Source organism: Paenibacillus sp. Y568 (assembly GCF_059445545.1).
The window spans coordinates 157,049-174,568 of record NZ_JCAIUM010000001.1 but is presented as its reverse complement, the minus strand read 5'-3'; the positions used below and the strand labels follow the sequence as shown (position 1 = coordinate 174,568).

Here is a 17,520-nt window from a genome sequence, read left to right as displayed (position 1 = left end):
GATAGATTAGAGATTTTATTAATTTAGAATAATTTCTTGAGCTGTATTAATTTCTTGTAGAGCTACAAGCTGAATTAAGACATCTTTAGGTACTGCTTTATCTACGGTTAATATCATAAGGGCAGAGCCACCAACAAGTGTACGTCCAACTTGCATCGATGCAATATTGACTTCATTCTTACCAAGTAAAGTACCTACAAGTCCAATGATACCTGGTTTATCGTTGTGAGAGATCAAGATTTGATGTCCTTCTGGAGCAATATCAACTGGGAACTTATCAAGTAATACGATACGTTCACCATATCCCTGAAGTAGTGTACCAGCTACAAGGCGATCTTGATCAGTTTGTGTTTTGAGCGTAACAGAAATGAGGTTCGTGAACCCTTTTGTTCTTGCAGCCTTAGATACCACAACGTTGATATCACGGGATTTAGCAAGATGAGAACAGTTCACGATATTTACATCATTTCCTAAGTGATAAGATAACACACCTTTTATGATATAACGTGTAAGTGGTAACGTATCAACATCAGACAGATCTCCTGCATAGTCAATATGAATTTCGCTTACAGCTTGTGTCGTAATTTGTGCTGCGAAACTACCTAGGTTCTCGCCGAGAGAGAAGTAAGGTTGAAGTTTCTTCATAACACTAGCGGATACCGGTGGAATATTAACAGCGTTCTTGAAAGGCTCATTACGTAATATATGCAATATTTCTTCCGATACATCAATAGCAACATTCTCTTGAGCCTCAATTGTAGATGCACCTAAGTGAGGTGTAACGATAATTTGAGGATGGCTTAAGAATGGATGATCACTTTGTGGTGGTTCATGTTCAAAGACGTCGAAGGCTGCACCTGCTACAATACCTTGATCAATAGCTTCCACTAATGCCATTTCATCAATAACACCACCACGGGCACAGTTGATGATCCGCATTCCTTTTTTCATAACTTCGAACTGTGGACGTGAAATCATATTGCGTGTTTCAGGTGTTAAAGGTGTGTGTACAGTCATGAAATCCGCATTAAGAATAATATCGTTAACAGAAGCTAGTGTCACTTCCATTTTCTCTGCACGTTCTGCTGTCAAGAATGGATCGTACGCAAGAATATTCATACCAAAAGCTTTTGCACGCTTAGCTACTTCACTACCAATACGGCCCATACCGAGTACACCTAATGTTTTGTTGCGAAGCTCTACACCGATAAAGGTTTTACGATCCCATGTTCCACCGATTGTCTTGGCATACGCTTGTGGAATATGACGAGCTAATGCCATCATCATTGCAAAGGTATGCTCACAAGTTGTGATTGTGTTTCCATCAGGTGCATTAATAACGACCACACCGCGTTTCGTCGCAGCTTCTAAATCGATATTATCTACACCAACGCCTGCACGTCCTACAGCTTTCAGATTCTTGCCCGCAGTCAAGATCCGCTCGGTTACGCGAGTCTGGCTACGAACTAACAAACCGTCGTATTCTCCGATGATTGCTACTAATTCATCTTCACTAAGACCTGTTTGTTTCACAACGGTTACGTCTTCTGCGTCCATTAATTGCTGAATTCCTAAATCACTGATTGGATCCGATACCAACACTTTAAACATGGTTTCTTTCCCCCTTAATAATCAATAGCTATTATATTTAGTCATATGTCTATAGGTCGACATATGACCGTAAAACCAGTATTCGTCAATGCAACGCGTTGTCGCAACAAAGACTGAAATTGTAAAAAAGTAGCCACTTTAAAGGTATGATGGTGAAAGAGTAACAAAAAAACTTCCAATCCGCATACTACTTGCGTAGTAAGGGACGAAAGTTATCGTGGTACCACCCTAATTCACTGCCATCATATCAGCAGCCTCAAATGATCATCATTATGATCATATCTGTTAACGGAGATTATCCGATTGCACCTACTTACGTTCAATGCAATACCTCAGGAATGCTTAGACAAATATTAGACATCGGTTTACACCAGCCACCGACTCTCTGTAGACTATAGATCTGTCTGTTTTCCGTCATCGACTTATTCGTACTTAATTTTTCATAATGTATCATGGTCACGTAAGAGATGTCAATAGCATTAAATACAAATTATAATCGTGTAGCCATGTGAACTTGAATTTCGTCTTATAATTCGCTATGATTCTTTATACTGATAAGGGCTTGAGGACTGCTCACTCATAAAAGAACGGTAACTGAGGAAGAAGTTCCTCACTGTAATATTTATTTTTCCATTTCTTGAAATCATTTTCTTTAACTGCATCTGTTGTGCTCAGTAGATGAATGACATCATTTACAGAATGAAGATTCATAGATTTCACATTTCCAGATTTAATTAAATTATCGATTCTGGCAGTCATATCCTGAGGATCATATGCTCTGAAGATTGAGTCCTTTGTCAAAATGGTTGACACTGCGGCATTCTTGATAATTAAAGAATAACTTCTCCATGAAGCGAAGGAAATATCCTTAGTGAAGTCATACGTAAGAGATATCGAAGGATTAACCTTAGAACTCCAGTTTACCATGGAACAATAATATTTTTTTTGAGCTGTAAGTCCATAATTGATACCATTCTTGTATAATTTATTATTTCTGAACTCTTTCATTAATTGTTCACCACTATTTAAATTCGAGGACGAAGAGATCTTATCTGCTGCATCACCAAGAAGGCGTATGCTACTAAGAAGTTCTGTCTGTGATTCCTGTAGTAGTGGAGATGTAGAATACATGGTAGTGTTAGATATTGCACTATATTTGTCTTCTGCAAGTTGACTTAATTGCTTCAGTAATTTACTTGTCTGAGCAGCATTTTCAGTTTGATTGATCGTATCGGTCTTAGCGACCCATTCTGATTTAAATTCTCTGTAAGGTAAAAATACGGTATGATAGAAGTTAACTAAATCTTGTTGTTGATACGAATCAATGAACTCAGGATCGGAAGGTTTAGTTTTTAAGTAATCATATTTATCTTCCATCTTATCTGCACCGACTTTTACACCTGAGAAGAATGCGGCTGTTGATATGATGATGACGAAAATTAAGGTTAAACTGAAATACAATTCAATGCGAGAGGAACCTTTTTTCTTCATTATTATTATCTCCTTCAAAATTCATATAAAACTAAACTAGAACAGGTTGGACACGATGAAAAAAATTAAATTGAAAATTCCAAAGATAAAAATTAAACAGGTGTCTGCAGATCAATTAAATAGCCGTCTACTACTTCTCAATCTATATTTCACACAAGCCCTTACATTGGTTATCGGCATTATATGGGTTTTATTTCAGAAGAGAAATCCATTCGAACTCTTTTCTTTAGATAATACCGACAATTTTGTGGCTTGGGGTCTTGGTTTAGCGGGAACAATGCTTATTGTTGATTTCATAGTAACTAGAATTATGCCAGAGGATGCAATGGACGACGGTGGTATAAATCACATGTTGTTCAGTGATCGCCCGGTATGGCACATTGTCTGTATAGCTGCTATGGTCGCCGTGTGTGAAGAATTATTATTTCGAGGAGCTATTCAATACGCTGTAGGACCTTATTGGACGAGTATTATATTTGCCGTTATTCATATTCGCTATTTAAAACATTGGATTCCTACGGGTTGGGTTTTTCTCAGTAGTTACGGTCTAGGGTTTATCTATCTCCACACAGGAAGCCTATGGGCTCCAATCTTGTGCCATTTTGTTATAGATTTGGTATCAGGATTAATGATTCGTTTCGGAGGGAAACATGAGTAGCGGATTAAGTAGAGTAGAATCGCATAAAAGACGTCGGTTAGAGGAGAAAAAGAAGCCACCACTATTGCGCAAAGATTTAAGTGAAGAAAAAGATATCAATGGCTCAGAACATCCTGTGTCTTCCCAAAAGATGGATCCCTTGAGAAGAAGCGTGGTAAAAGATAAAGAGGATAAAGAGAGGGACATTGAAAGCGATCAAGTACCTCTAAGATCTAATACATACTCATCCTTAAATGTTAAATTTAGCAAAATCTTTTTAAATACATTAATTAGGTTATTCATTATACTAACTGGAGCTTTAGTATGGTGGGGAATAGAAGGGGCTCCTCCTTGGAAGGAGATCTGGCGATGGATGCACTAATATGGGCCTCGTTATTCGTGAGTGTGGTAGGGTTAACTGTTATTCTGAGGATGATGAATGAAGGGCTATGTAGAAGGATATTGCCTATTGAATTGGTGCTGGATCGTCTTCCGAGCTCATTTGATGGTAGTAAGATTCTATTGATTACTGATATTCACAGAAGAAGACTACCTAAACGTCTCATCATGTCACAAGTAGATAAAGTCGACTGGGTGTTTCTTGCAGGAGATATCATGGAGAAGAACGTTCCCATCAAACGAGTGAAAAGTAACATGAGTCTTTTAAGGTTAGTAGCTCCTGTATTTGCTGTGCATGGTAACCACGATTACAAGGCAAATACGGCCTCACTTGATCATATACTTGAACAATGCGACGTAAGATTGCTGATGAACAGTAATGTTAAGTTATATAAAAATGGAGCTCATGTATGGTTAACGGGTATGGATTACCCACCCCTCCGCAAAAGGTCTTATCCATCTTTACCGAAACTGCCTGCACATGAAATGGAGACTTGCCGAATGGTCTTAGTTCATGATCCTGCGTGGATTAATCGATACTCCGTTAAACCGGCAGACCTTATCTTAGCAGGGCATACACATGGGGGTCAGATCATTCTACCTCTCGTGGGACCCGTCTATTTAGATAAGGAGTATCGGAATATGGCGAGTGGATTGTTCCAATGGAAACAGTCGAATGCTCTTATTAAAAAAGCAACTATGTTTGTGAGTCGTGGCTTCGGATATCGCCATTTACCTTTGAGATTGCGTTGTCCGGCAGAGATGCATCTTATTACATTACGCTCAAGTAATGCTGGTTGTTAAAGGTGATAAGTAACATAAAAAGGAATTATTCAATGAAGTTCATTAATGAATGAAACTTCGAAGAATAATTCCTTTTTTTCATGTCGAATGAGTATCGCGTTTCTAACGCATTTCCAATTCAATACTTCTCGGATCTACGAAAGTGTATCCTCTTCCTTCAAGTTCGACTAATAATGTTTCTAGAGCTTCAACCGTCCAAGGTAATTCGTGCATTAGAATGTTGCTTCCTGAATGGAGTTGGTCGGTTACGTTCTTGATGATCTTGGTTGTTTTATTAGCGTCTGATTCCTTCATTTCCCAGTCCAAAGATCCGTTTGACCAAGTCATGTACAACAGGCCATTCTCTTTGGCAACTTTCTTGCCAACATCCCCACCAGCACCATGGGGTGGACGGAAGAATACAGGAACTTCACCAGTGATATCTTTTACCGCTTTTTGAACATCTTCAATTTGTTTCTTCACTTCAGTTTCGGACTCGGATTTGAGTACGATATGATCCCAGCTATGATTGCCGATTATTTGTTCACGGTCATGAATAAGTTTGAGTAGATCTGGATTTTCTTTTACTTTATACCCATTCACGAAGAAAATAGCCTTCGCATGATGCTTGTCCAGAGTATCAATTAAACTATTAATCATATCTGCTTCTTTTGGGCCGTCATCAAAGGTAAGTAGAACGACCTTCTTAGGTGTACCTTCATCGTTTGGAATGATGTCATAATTTTTGTTCATGTGGTACTTCAATTCGATGGGTGTTTCTTGTGGAGATGCATCTGATGTGGGTTGGTTGTTTTCTTCTTCTATTGCCGCAGGTTCATTCGACGATTCAACTTTTGGTTGGTTCGCCGCTGGATTAGATGAAGTTATACCTCCTTCTTGGGATTGCTGTTGAACTTGATTTGTGTCTGAATTTGAATCGGAGTTCTTTGTCGTCGAATTTCCGCAGGCGCTCAGTAACAAAGCACAAATCAGGAATAGTGTTGTTGTTTGTTTTGTCATAATTCCATCTCACTTTCCTGTAATTTACCGTATGAGTACTTAAATAATTGCAAATACTAGCGATGATTCTATCATAAAAGGAGGTTATACGTGTGAATATTTCGTCACTTTTAACCGGAATTGTGATTGGTGCAGCAGCTACCAATATGATGTCCAAAAACAGTCGGAATGGTTCTATGAGTCAGGTTGCAGACAAAGCTAAAGATAAGATGATGGATTTTGCAGGATTCGGTATGAATATGAATGGGGATCTTGATAGTGAAAGTCCCACGATGGGCTCCACACAACATTCATCTCATGAATCAAACGGATCATCAGGAAGTCAAACGCAGACCCATTCGAAGGAATCCAGTATGAGCATGTTAAAGGATTTTATCAAGCAGAATCCAGATGTTAAACATGAAGTGGATATGATTCTAAAAGAAACAAATACGGTAATACCTGGTTTTTAAACTTAAATGCCTACATTAGAATCATTTATCAGGCAAGTTTGTCTGATTTAAATGATTCTTTTTTTGTCTTTATTATTTCGTGCATTTATGGATAGAAAATGATACGATACTTACATAAGAACCATTTTTAGCACATTTAAAATGAGACATCATAAGTTGTAATATCTCATTGCTTGCAAAGGAGGATCCCTGTCATGAAAATAGAACGTTTAAGTCCAGATAAGATACGGATTTTCCTTACGTTTGATGATTTAAGCGAGCGTGGCATCCAAAAGGAAGACATGTGGCAAGAAATACCGAAAGTGCATGACCTGTTTACTGATATGATGGATCAAGCCTATAATGAAGTTGGTTTCGATGCAACAGGTCCTTTGGCTGTCGAAGTTTTTGCCTTACCTGCTCAGGGTATGGTCGTCATCGTAACTAGAGGGAAATACGATTCACATCAATACGCCAGTATGGGTGAAGATGAAATTCCAGAGGAAGTTTATGAAATGGAAGTTACGCTTGAACAAAGTGATTCCATTGTATATGCTTTCAACGATTTTGAGGTGCTAATTGAAGCGGCTCACGTACTTCGAGGAAATATTACAGAGGCTGGAAAGCTGTATAACTATAAAGACAAGTGGGTTCTATATCTGGATCCAGAAGATTTAGACGAGGTTAAGCATCCTTCTCTAATAGCTGTTCTAGCGGAGTTTGGAGAGTCTATTTCGACAACTGAGGCAGTTCTTGAGGAATATGGGAAGGTCATAATCCCAGTAGATGCAGTCCAAGTTATATGTCATCATTTCGCTCGTCAGGTGTAACTACACATATTTTAGATTTGAGACGGGGGAGTAATGGTGCTATTGTTTTCAGTAATTGCGTCTGCAGTGGCGCCAGGAATTGCTCTGCTAACGTTTTTTTATCTAAAAGATAAATATGATGCAGAACCCATCCATATGGTCATTCGAATATTCCTGCTCGGACTTCTGATTGTCATTCCAGTTATCTTCATACAGCGGGGGATGACATTGGGACTGGGTGATTCACCTTTTGTTCAGTCATTTTTTATTTCATCTGGTGTTGAGGAATTGTTGAAATGGATTGTTCTTTATTACATTATTTATAATCATGTAGAATTTGATGAGCCATATGATGGTATTGTATATGCGGTAACTGTCTCTTTGGGCTTTGCAACCGTAGAGAATCTCATGTACGCTTGGTATAGTCAGGCTTCAATTGGAACCATGTTTATTAGAGCTTTGCTCCCTGTTTCAGGTCATGCTTTGTTTGGGGTCATTATGGGCTATTATTTTGGACGTGCTCGTTTCTCGAACGGGATGCATACCAAGAGCTACCTTTTATTATCATTTGTGATTCCTTGGCTCTTTCATGGTACGTATGATCTTATATTAACAATGGTTACGGATTACTGGGTATGGCTCATTATTCCACTGATGGTTATTTTATGGTATGGGGGAATGGGAAAAGTAACTCGAGCGAATAGTCGCTCACCTTTTCGTTTTCTTAAAAGAGAAGAAAAGATTAATACCTAAATTTGTTGGACACACTTTATCTAATGAAATGATGGAAGAGATTTTACGTCATTCTAAGATGGAGGTGTCCTTTTTTGCGTGTAAAAGTAAAAATCGTATGCCAACAATGTGGTGAACATTTTGTATTGGCTGGCCGGAAGGAATCGGGGAAAATTGAGACTGGTTTTAAGCGTTGTATATGTGACAACGATCAAAACTTTGAAATAGAAGAACAATTATATTAGGTATGAAGCGAAATGAAGTCCAATTGTCTTCGAATGGATAAGTAGTTCATAAAAGAAAGAGTAACCATCATGCATAAGACGTCTTCCTTCTTGTCACACTAACGGCAAGGATTACAAGAAAGGAGACTTGGAGACATATGTATAAGCGATTAAGTGCAGTGTTATTTCCAGTCATGACGCTATTGTTGATTGGGGCTATTGTGTGGGGGTATCAAGAGAACATGGAAAAGAATGCGATCCTCATCAAGGCAGAAAATCAATATCAACGAGCGTTTCATGATTTGTCTTTTCATATGGATAAACTACATGGTGAAATAGGAAATACATTAGCTGTAAACTCTGATTCACGCTCCATGCATCGTAAAGGTCTAGTTAATGTGTGGCGGATGACAAGTGAAGCACAGAATGAAATAAACCAACTGCCGCTAACGATGCTTCCCTTTAACAAAACAGAAGAATTTTTATCTAAAATATCTAAATTAGCATATCAAACATCGATACGCGATCTAGATAAAGAACCCTTGAGTGATAAGGAATTTAAAACACTACAGGTACTCTATAAAGATTCAGGACAGATTTCAAAGGATTTGCAGGGAGTGCAGGATAAAGTTATTAATAGCCGCTTACGTTGGATGGACGTAGAGACTGCATTAGCAAATCAATCAACAATGACTGAGAATAGCATTATTGATGGATTTAAGACGGTGGACAAAATTGTTGGAGAGTATCCTGAAATTGATTGGGGTCCTTCAGTGGCATCCATTAACGACAAACGATCCGTTAAAAAGCTAGATGGTGTACCTGTAACGAAAGAGGATATTCATCGCAAAGCCATTAAATTTGCTGATCTTGGGTCCAACGCACAAGTTCAAATTACCGAGAACGGTAAAGGAACAGAGTGGGCATCCTATACAGCTAAAGTGAAGAAAAATAAAAGCGCTGCTGCCATAGCTATGGATTTCACGCAAAAAGGTGGAATTCTAATCTCCTACACGGACGAACGAACCATTGGGGATAAAAAAGTGAATATGGATCAGGCCAGACAAAAAGCAGACCAGTTCCTCGAAAATAAAGGTTATAGCAACATGACTGCGGTTATGGCTGATGAGTATGGCAACATGGGTACACTCACTTATGTCTACAAACAGGATGAAGTTCTCGTATATCCTGAGAAAATGACTGTACGTGTAGGTTTAGACAATGGTGAGGTAACAGGTTTTCAATCTAGTGATTACGTATATGAGCATCAGGATCAAAGACCTATTCCCAAAGCCAAGCTTAGTCTAAACGAAGCTAGAAAAAAATTAAATAAAACGTTCGAAGAGGATTATAACCGGAAGGCGCTGATTGAAGACGACCTTTCCAATGAAGTGTTGTGCTATGAGTTTGGTGGGAAGATCAATGGTGGCAATTACCGAATCTATATTAGTGCTGAAGATGGTTCAGAAGTAACTGTAGAAGAGATAAAGACACCGATTAAGTCCAAATAAACGGCTTACAGTAAATAGAATGGCATTTGGGGGGTTCTATCCTTCAAATGTCATTTTGTTTTTATTTTTTTTGAAAAAAATGACTTTAATATCAATGTTAGCATGCTATAATTACAAACGAATGATAATCTAACGACGGCGGTGAAAAGTCTTGTACCCTAATGTAAATGATGTTTTATTTATGAACGTAGACTCAGCTGACGAAGAAGAAGCAAGTATTCTTTATAAGTCTAGAATGACAGACATGGATGAAGTATCCATACTCATTGAGGTTCCAATGGAAGAACAATCAGGTCGATTGAAGAAATTACATTTAGGCGATGAATTATATGTGCATTATGTGGACAAGAGTGGTGTTAAATATTTCAATACATATGTCATGGGATTTAAGGAAGATGTTATTCGCATGGTTAAGGTTAGAAGACCTGAGCAAGTGACGGTTACTAAAATTCAAAGAAGAACATTTCTACGTGTTTTTGCAGATTTAGAAGTAGCAGTTAAAAAGAATGATTCGTCACGATTTATTACTCGTACAGAAGATATAAGTGGCGGTGGGTTGTCATTTTTTTCAGAGTCTAAGTTTAATCTTAAAGAAGGTGATGTATTATCTTGCTGGGTATTAGTTAATTACAAGAATGGTTCAGTAGAACATGTTCCAGTCATTGCAGAAGTCGTGAGAATCAAAGAACAAGAAATTAATCGTAATATTGCGATGTTGCAATTTGTTGACATTACAGCAACAGAACGGCAGAAAATAATTAAGTTTTGTTTTGAACGTCAATTGGATTTTCGTAATCGATAATTGTTTGAACATATATGAATGTTTTATCTCCATAATAGGAACACTAACGGAAAAATTTAGGGAGATTTGAAAATGGAAGAAGATCAAAAGCATAGTCATTACTACGTTTTACTTTTCGAGAATTTGTTTCAATCGAGTACAAAAGTGATCAAATATATTTTCTGGATTCTACTCTGTATGTTGATCTGTTTTCAAATCTGCGTTCATATTCCACAGTTACGAACACACGTATCATTTGTGTATAATCATGACGGTGTTCCTATGGTAGAACAGGATGTGAAAGATTGGTAATAAAATTTATGCTGTTCCTTTTGCATGAATTTCTTATATGTGGTATAATTCTTACGTCGCAGGCAATGCCTGCTTTTTTCTTGAGTTGATGTTATGGGAGGAATACCCCATTGGTTAGGCAAGAGGCAGAATCGAATGACAGAATTAACATTGCAATTGATGGTCCTGCTGGGGCAGGAAAGAGTACAGTTGCACGTTTGGTAGCAAATGAATTGTCATACGTCTATGTTGATACGGGTGCTATGTATAGAGCCGTCACATGGTATATGATGAAACATGAGGTAGGACCAGAACTTCCAGATGGAGTACTCCAACACACATGTAACATGGTTCTTGAGTTAATTCCAGGAACCGAAGGACAGAAAGTCTATGTTAATGGTGAAGATGTTACACCGTACATTCGTTCAACACAAGTGAATAGTATGGTGTCCCGATATGCGCAAATCGAGGGGCTGCGTACTCATTTAGTACATTTACAGCGGCAAATGGCTTTGCGTAAAGGCGTCGTAATGGATGGACGAGATATCGGAACAACGGTGCTTCCTGATGCTGAAGTTAAGGTTTTCTTGACGGCTAGCGTGAAGGAACGAGCTCTTCGTCGATTTAGTGAACTGAGTGATGCAGACAATATTTCACTAGAACAACTTGAGAAGGACATTGCAAAGCGAGATGCTTTGGATGAACAAAGAGAAATTTCACCTCTTCGTTGTGCTGAGGATGCTACTGTTCTCGACTCTACGAATATGAATATCCATCAAGTAGTGAACACGATTGTTTCTTTTTGCAGAAGTCAGAGGGATGGAGAGAAAATACGATGATTTATGTTTTTTGCAGAGGACTACTACGATTCATATTTTCTATTCTTTATCGGTTAGAGTCCGTGGGTAAGGAACATGTTCCTAGTGAAGGCGGAGTATTACTTTGCGCAAATCACATTAGTGTGATGGATCCTATAACGATAGGAATTAAGTTGAAAAGACAAGTGAAATATATGGCCAAGGCGGAATTGTTTGATATTCCAGGGTTTGGTTGGTTGCTTCGACAATTAGGGGCTTTCCCGGTTAAACGTGGTGGGGTCAGTAAAGAGTCGATTCGTATGTCTATCAACATTTTACGTGGTGGGGAACTGATGGGTATTTTCCCAGAAGGGACTCGTAACTCTACAACAGGAGTTGCTAAAAAAGGAGCAGCAAGTTTTGCACTTCGCTCTCAAGCTACGGTTATTCCTGCCGCTATTATTGGGGAGTACAAACTTTTTCGAAAAATGAAGGTCATATATGGTGCACCTGTAGACTTAACTGAGTTTATGGGAGAGGGTTCAGGCGATCAGCTTGAAGCTGCAACAGAAGTCATTATGTCTCGTATTTATGAAATGCAAAAGACAGGAAAGTCATCTATGAGTTAATCTATGCATGAAGGTTGATCTTTTATGGAAAGATACTACAGCATAATGTGTTTTGAACACTGCTTTAGCAGGTTTAAATAAATGGGGTTTTGAATTGAGGAGGGTATTGATATGTCGGAAGAAATTAAGAATGAAGAAGTGGTAGAAGTATCAAACCAAGATGAATTGGAACAAGCCATATTGAAAAGTGGTGCAGACGATATCAAGAAAGCATGGGATAACTTGGAGAAGAATCTTGAAAGCCAAGAAATCATTGAAGTTATCGTTTCTGATGTGGTTAAGGGTGGTTTAGTAGCAGACGTAGGCGTACGTGGATTTATCCCTGCTTCTATGGTTGAACGCCACTTCGTTGAAGATTTCAGCGAATATAAAGGTCGTACATTGCGCGTGAAAGTGAAAGAACTTGATCGTGAGAACAATAAAGTAATCTTGTCTGCGAAAGATGTTCTTGAAGAAGAATTTGAAGCTAAGAAACTTGAAATCATGGGTAACCTTAAAGAAGGTCAAGTGATTGAAGGTACAGTTCAACGTCTTACTCAATTTGGTGCATTTGTAGATATCGGTGGCGTGGATGGTCTAGTTCACGTATCTGAAATCGCATGGAGCCGCGTTGAGAAACCTTCTGATGTTGTATCTGAAGGCGAACAAGTTAAAGTTAAGGTACTAAAGGTTGATTCTGAAAAAGGTAAAATCAGCCTTAGTATTAAAGCTACTCAACCAGGACCTTGGGAAAGTGCAGCAAGCCAATTCAACATTGGTGATGTTGTGACTGGAGAAGTTAAACGTCTTGTAGCATTTGGTGCATTTGTGGAGCTTGCTCCTGGTGTTGAAGGTTTGGTTCATATTTCCCAAATTTCACACAATCATATCGCTACACCACAAGAAGTACTACAAGAAGGTCAACAAGTGCAAGTGAAGATTCTGGACCTAAACCCAGATGAAAGACGTGTTAGCCTAAGTATTAAAGAAACGGAAGAAGCTCCTGCTCAAGAACAAAGATCTGACAAACCAAGAGCGCCTAGATCTTCAAGAGAGCCTAAAGTTGAATTTAATAACCCTAACGTATCACTTTCAAATGAGGGATTAAGTTTTACACTTGGCGATTTATTCGGCGATAAGCTTGATAAATTTAAATGATCGGGATCTGATGTTTTAGGAAATCGGCGAACCCTCCCGTGGGTTCGCCGATATTTTTTTATCAATGGATAAACTAGGTAGTCTGGTGTAATCCTTCTAAAGAAATGAAGGGTTCCTGAAACGTTAGCCAAGTTTGATGTTTTTTGCTATGATGATAATCGTAAGAGTTGACAGGAGGAATGTATATGGCAAGACCCGTAGTTGCGATCGTGGGCAGACCTAATGTAGGTAAATCAACGATATTTAACCGGTTAATTGGTGATCGTATGGCTATTGTAGAAGACAAGCCTGGGATTACGCGTGACCGGATATATGGTATCTCAGATTGGAATGGTAAAAGTTTCAGTGTTATTGACACTGGAGGTATAGAAATAAACGGTGATGATATGATGTTGAAATCAATCCGTATGCAAGCTGAACTTGCAATAGAAGAAGCAGATGTTATCGTATTTATGTGCGATGCTAAGACAGGTGTGACGTTGGCAGATGAGGAAGTTGCTCAAATGTTATTCCGTTCGGGTAAACCCATTGTTGTAGCCGTTAACAAAGTAGATAATATCAAAAAAATAGAAGACACTTACGAATTCTACAGCCTTGGTTTCGGTGATCCTATTGGGATTTCTGGAAGTCATGGTACGGGTATTGGTGATTTACTTGATGCGATCGTCAATAATTTACCTGAACTTGTAGAAGAAGAATATGATGCTGATGTCATTAAGGTAGCATTAATTGGCCGACCGAACGTTGGGAAGTCATCATTAGTTAATGCTATTTTAGGAGAAGAACGTGTCATTGTAAGTGATGTGCCAGGTACGACTCGCGATGCGATTGATACGCCATTTGAACGTGATGGACAACGTTATGTTATTATCGATACCGCTGGTATGCGTAAACGTGGAAAAGTGTATGAAAATACAGAGAAATACAGCGTAATGAGAGCCATGAGAGCTATTGAACGAGCTGACGTTGTGCTTGTGGTTGTTAATATAGAAGAGGGTATCATTGATCAGGACAAGCATATTGCTGGTTATGCATATGAAGCCGGTAAAGCATCGGTCTTTGTCGTGAATAAATGGGATGTCGTTGAAAAAGACGATAAGACTATGAAGAACTTCGAAACGAAGATCAGAGATCACTTCTTGTTTATGACATACGCTCCAATTGTCTTCTTATCAGCGAAGACAAAACAGCGCCTTCAAAAATTACTACCTGTCGTACAACATGTGGCACATCAACACGCGTTACGTGTTCAAACACACGTATTAAATGACGTAGTATCGGATGCAGTAGCTTCAAATGCGCCTCCGACAGATAAAGGACGCAGACTACGTATTAACTATGCAACTCAAGTGGCAACCAAACCGCCAACATTCGTTATTTTTGCGAATGATCCTGAGTTAATGCATTTCTCTTATGAACGTTATCTAGAGAACAAAATACGTGGAGCATTTAATTTTGAAGGAACACCAATCCGGATATTCACGCGACGTAAGTCCGATGAAAGTTAGGTGAAGAAGGTTTGTTATTGCAAATTGTTTCACTCATCATTAGTTATCTAATAGGCTCCATTAGCTTTAGTATGCTCTTGGCTAAAATGCTTAAAGGAATTGATATTCGTCAATATGGTAGTGGAAATGCAGGGGCAACCAATACTTTACGTATATTGGGAAAAGGACCGGCAATACTGGTTCTTATTCTCGATGTACTAAAAGGAATCATCGCAATATGGATTGGAAAATGGCTCGGAGGAGACGGGGCATGGATTCCAGCATTGTGCGGGATTGCTGCAATCATCGGTCATAACTGGCCCATTTATTTTCACTTTCGTGGAGGTAAGGGTGTGGCAACGACGATCGGAGTTATGGTCACTTTAAGCTTCCTACCTGCTCTATATGCTGGAATAATCGCAATATTATCTATTGTGATTACTAGATATGTTTCGTTAGGTTCTTTGATTTTTGTGGCACTTACTCCTGTTTTCCTATTAGTGTTGGGTGGTTATTCATGGCCTGTTTTCTGGAGTAGTATCGTCATAGCTTTATTCGTTTTCTGGAGACACAGAAGTAATATCGTGAAGATCGTTCAACATCGAGAGAATAAAATTGGCTCAGGGGGATCCAGCAAAGGAGGAAAACGCGTTGTCTAACAAAGTTTCCGTACTTGTCGCAGGAAGCTGGGGGACCGCACTAGCTAGCGTGTTGGCTGCAAATGACCTAGATGTTTCGATATGGAGTCATAACGCTGAACAGGTCAATGAAATTAACGAATTTCATACGAACAGTCGATACTTACCCGGTGTAACCCTTGCATCCAATATTCGAGCGACTTCTAGTATGAAAGAAGCAGTAGAAGATTCTAATGCAGTAGTCGTTGTTGCTCCTTCATCTGCTATGAGAGAAGTCACTCGAGAACTTAAGAAGTATTGGAAGAAAGATATGTTGTGTATTCATGCTACTAAGGGGTTTGAGACAGACACGTTACATCGGATGTCGACAGTCATTGCCGAAGAGCTTAACTGTGATGAAGGTGACATTGTTGTCTTATCTGGTCCTAGTCATGCTGAAGAAGTTATTCGTCTCTGTCCAACTACGGTTGTAGTGGCCTCATTGAATAAAGAAAAGGCTGAAGCTGCACAGGAATTATTTCGGAATTCCTACTTTCGTGTATATACGAATCGGGACATGATTGGTGTGGAGCTTGCAGGTGCGCTTAAGAATATTATTGCTCTTGGTGCTGGTATGTCAGATGGATTAGGATTTGGGGATAATGCGAAAGCTGCTCTCTTAACGAGAGGTCTTGCCGAAATTTCTCGAATTGGTGTGGAACTAGGAGCTAATCCTCTTACGTTCTCCGGACTTGCAGGGATAGGTGATCTTGTTGTAACCGCAACAAGTCAGCACAGTCGTAATTGGCGTGCAGGGTCATTAATAGGTAAGGGTAACAAGCTGAATGAAGTTCTAGAGTCGATGGGGATGGTTGTGGAAGGGATTCGCACTACCCAGGCTGCTCATAAACTTTCTATTAAGCATGGTGTGCAAATGCCTATAACAGACCAGATCTATCAGGTGCTTTTCAAAGAAGGAGACACACGTACTGCGGTGGAAAACCTTATGGGTCGTGATCCAAAGACGGAAATGGAGAACATGCGGTTGGAGACTTGGGAGCAGTGGCATACTTAAGTAACAATCACCTTTTACGGCCTATCCTCATATGATGATGTGAGGATATTGCCGGAGGAGGGATAACATTTGAGCAAGAATATACCCAAGGATGCACTAAATGCAATCAACAAAAAGACGGGTAAAAACATTACTGAAAGTGCAGTTAAGAAACTTGCAAGTACTGTCAAACCAACGACTATGCAGAATGAGGATCAGCTCCGTCAATTGATCAAGCAAGTCTCAGCGATGGCGAATGTACCTGTTAGTGAAAGTACTATAAGGGATATCGTAAGTGCTGTTAAAAAAAGTGGCATGAATTCCCAAAGTATGGAAACCTTAATGCAAATGATGATCAAGAAATAATAGTTAGTAATGAAATGATATGAGTATTTTATTATAGGGACAGAACATTGTTGGAGCCTTGGGCTACAACAATGTTTTGCCCTATTTTTGCGAATAAGGAGAAGTTTCATGTTATAATAACGGAATATGACCTTAGAGAGAATGGAGCGTTATATTCAATGGATCCGATGACTAAAATGTGGGTATCCCTGATCGCCATGTTAATTATGGGATGTTCTGTTTTTCTAATTACGCTTGCCCGTAGTAAAACAAAGGGTTTGTTAAAAGGATTACTATCTCTTATCGCTTTTGTATTTATGTTGGTTGGCTTTCTGGGTGGGGTAGTCTCCTTGATGTAATGTAAATAATATAGTGAACTTTTACACTGGATTGGGGAGATTTACGATGGGATCATCTGTACAACTTATGGGTAGAACAGTTACTAAAAGTGTTGAACCGAAATTAGGAGTATCTCTTCTGCAACATGCTCTTCATCATGATATTGATTGGCAGCATTTATGTACTCGTGGTACTTGTGCACGTTGTCGTTGTTTTATTGAAGAAGGAATGGAGCACTTGGAGGAGCCGACTCAAGCAGAACATGATCGTCTGGATCCAGAGGAAATGGAAGAAGGGTTTCGTCTAGGTTGTCAAGCTGTTGTGAAAAGCGATGGCAACATTATAGCTCGAAATAAAACCTATTTCTAAAAGTGCGTGTTCAACAAATGAAGGTC

The 17,520-nt window shown here is 39.1% G+C and carries 20 protein-coding genes, 1 pseudogene and 1 other annotated feature; of the genes and pseudogenes, 18 read left to right on the top strand and 3 right to left on the bottom strand.

The window, feature by feature from the left end:
* Positions 1 to 18: 18 nt before the first annotated feature.
* Together serA and AC1D7X_RS00830 are read right to left on the bottom strand one after the other, a co-directional pair.
* Positions 19 to 1,611 (bottom strand): phosphoglycerate dehydrogenase, encoded by a 1,593-nt coding sequence (serA, locus tag AC1D7X_RS00835; protein ID WP_495454501.1) that lies wholly within the window; start codon positions 1,609 to 1,611, stop codon positions 19 to 21.
* Positions 1,612 to 1,809: 198 nt separating this feature from the next.
* Positions 1,810 to 2,038 (bottom strand) — a binding site (T-box leader).
* Between the two features lie 146 nt (positions 2,039 to 2,184).
* Positions 2,185 to 3,102, bottom strand: a complete 918-nt coding sequence (locus AC1D7X_RS00830) for a hypothetical protein (RefSeq protein WP_495454502.1) — start codon at positions 3,100 to 3,102, stop codon at positions 2,185 to 2,187.
* 70 nt (positions 3,103 to 3,172) lie between these two features.
* Between AC1D7X_RS00830 and AC1D7X_RS00825 the strand changes: the two genes are divergently transcribed.
* From AC1D7X_RS00825 to AC1D7X_RS00815, 3 genes are read left to right on the top strand one after another with little or no spacing between them, the layout of a single operon-like run.
* Entirely contained in the window at positions 3,173 to 3,760 is a 588-nt protein-coding gene (locus AC1D7X_RS00825; protein WP_495454745.1) for a CPBP family intramembrane glutamic endopeptidase, read from the top strand.
* Positions 3,753 to 4,121, top strand: coding sequence for a hypothetical protein (locus tag AC1D7X_RS00820; protein ID WP_495454503.1), 369 nt, complete (start codon positions 3,753 to 3,755; stop codon positions 4,119 to 4,121). Before AC1D7X_RS00825 ends, AC1D7X_RS00820 begins: the two co-directional genes overlap by 8 nt.
* On the top strand, positions 4,109 to 4,942 hold the full coding sequence (locus tag AC1D7X_RS00815) for a metallophosphoesterase (RefSeq protein WP_495454504.1): 834 nt from the start codon (positions 4,109 to 4,111) through the stop codon (positions 4,940 to 4,942). Before AC1D7X_RS00820 ends, AC1D7X_RS00815 begins: the two co-directional genes overlap by 13 nt.
* Positions 4,943 to 5,044: 102 nt before the next feature.
* Here AC1D7X_RS00815 and AC1D7X_RS00810 read toward each other — a convergent pair whose 3' ends face one another.
* Complete coding sequence (locus AC1D7X_RS00810) at positions 5,045 to 5,941, bottom strand: polysaccharide deacetylase family protein (RefSeq protein WP_495454505.1); 897 nt, start codon at positions 5,939 to 5,941, stop codon at positions 5,045 to 5,047.
* A gap of 92 nt (positions 5,942 to 6,033) precedes the next feature.
* Between AC1D7X_RS00810 and AC1D7X_RS00805 the strand changes: the two genes are divergently transcribed.
* The 15 genes and pseudogenes from AC1D7X_RS00805 to AC1D7X_RS00735 all read left to right on the top strand — a co-directional run bounded on the left by AC1D7X_RS00805 (position 6,034) and on the right by AC1D7X_RS00735 (position 17,494).
* Positions 6,034 to 6,393 carry a hypothetical protein gene (locus AC1D7X_RS00805; RefSeq protein ID WP_495454506.1) on the top strand — a complete coding sequence of 120 codons (360 nt, stop codon included), beginning with the start codon at positions 6,034 to 6,036 and terminating at the stop codon, positions 6,391 to 6,393.
* A gap of 194 nt (positions 6,394 to 6,587) precedes the next feature.
* On the top strand, positions 6,588 to 7,202 hold the full coding sequence (locus AC1D7X_RS00800) for a genetic competence negative regulator (RefSeq protein ID WP_495454507.1): 615 nt from the start codon (positions 6,588 to 6,590) through the stop codon (positions 7,200 to 7,202).
* 36 nt (positions 7,203 to 7,238) lie between these two features.
* Positions 7,239 to 7,934, top strand: coding sequence for a glutamic-type intramembrane protease PrsW (gene prsW, locus AC1D7X_RS00795; protein ID WP_495454508.1), 696 nt, complete (start codon positions 7,239 to 7,241; stop codon positions 7,932 to 7,934).
* Positions 7,935 to 8,295: 361 nt separating this feature from the next.
* Positions 8,296 to 9,648: a germination protein YpeB gene (gene ypeB, locus AC1D7X_RS00790; RefSeq protein WP_495454509.1), complete on the top strand. Its 1,353-nt coding sequence runs from the start codon at positions 8,296 to 8,298 to the stop codon at positions 9,646 to 9,648.
* A gap of 151 nt (positions 9,649 to 9,799) precedes the next feature.
* Positions 9,800 to 10,450 carry a flagellar brake protein gene (locus AC1D7X_RS00785; RefSeq protein ID WP_495454510.1) on the top strand — a complete coding sequence of 217 codons (651 nt, stop codon included), beginning with the start codon at positions 9,800 to 9,802 and terminating at the stop codon, positions 10,448 to 10,450.
* 72 nt (positions 10,451 to 10,522) lie between these two features.
* Positions 10,523 to 10,741 (top strand): hypothetical protein, encoded by a 219-nt coding sequence (locus AC1D7X_RS00780; RefSeq protein WP_495454511.1) that lies wholly within the window; start codon positions 10,523 to 10,525, stop codon positions 10,739 to 10,741.
* A 110-nt stretch (positions 10,742 to 10,851) separates the two neighbouring features.
* On the top strand, positions 10,852 to 11,559 hold the full coding sequence (cmk, locus tag AC1D7X_RS00775) for a (d)CMP kinase (RefSeq protein WP_495454512.1): 708 nt from the start codon (positions 10,852 to 10,854) through the stop codon (positions 11,557 to 11,559).
* Entirely contained in the window at positions 11,556 to 12,146 is a 591-nt protein-coding gene (locus tag AC1D7X_RS00770; RefSeq protein ID WP_495454513.1) for a lysophospholipid acyltransferase family protein, read from the top strand. Before cmk ends, AC1D7X_RS00770 begins: the two co-directional genes overlap by 4 nt.
* Before the next feature lie 96 nt (positions 12,147 to 12,242).
* Positions 12,243 to 13,283, top strand: a pseudogene (gene rpsA, locus AC1D7X_RS00765) (30S ribosomal protein S1); the annotation flags it as partial.
* A 185-nt stretch (positions 13,284 to 13,468) separates the two neighbouring features.
* The gene (gene der, locus AC1D7X_RS00760; RefSeq protein ID WP_495454514.1) at positions 13,469 to 14,791 is read left to right on the top strand and encodes a ribosome biogenesis GTPase Der; all 1,323 of its coding nucleotides are present in this window, start codon (positions 13,469 to 13,471) and stop codon (positions 14,789 to 14,791) included.
* Between the two features lie 11 nt (positions 14,792 to 14,802).
* Positions 14,803 to 15,429: a glycerol-3-phosphate 1-O-acyltransferase PlsY gene (gene plsY / locus AC1D7X_RS00755; RefSeq protein ID WP_495454515.1), complete on the top strand. Its 627-nt coding sequence runs from the start codon at positions 14,803 to 14,805 to the stop codon at positions 15,427 to 15,429.
* On the top strand, positions 15,422 to 16,462 hold the full coding sequence (locus tag AC1D7X_RS00750; RefSeq protein ID WP_495454516.1) for an NAD(P)H-dependent glycerol-3-phosphate dehydrogenase: 1,041 nt from the start codon (positions 15,422 to 15,424) through the stop codon (positions 16,460 to 16,462). Before plsY ends, AC1D7X_RS00750 begins: the two co-directional genes overlap by 8 nt.
* Before the next feature lie 69 nt (positions 16,463 to 16,531).
* Positions 16,532 to 16,807: a stage VI sporulation protein F gene (locus tag AC1D7X_RS00745; RefSeq protein WP_495454517.1), complete on the top strand. Its 276-nt coding sequence runs from the start codon at positions 16,532 to 16,534 to the stop codon at positions 16,805 to 16,807.
* A gap of 158 nt (positions 16,808 to 16,965) precedes the next feature.
* On the top strand, positions 16,966 to 17,145 hold the full coding sequence (locus AC1D7X_RS00740) for a DUF2768 family protein (RefSeq protein ID WP_495474453.1): 180 nt from the start codon (positions 16,966 to 16,968) through the stop codon (positions 17,143 to 17,145).
* Between the two features lie 46 nt (positions 17,146 to 17,191).
* On the top strand, positions 17,192 to 17,494 hold the full coding sequence (locus AC1D7X_RS00735; RefSeq protein WP_495454519.1) for a 2Fe-2S iron-sulfur cluster-binding protein: 303 nt from the start codon (positions 17,192 to 17,194) through the stop codon (positions 17,492 to 17,494).
* Positions 17,495 to 17,520 lie beyond the last annotated feature (26 nt).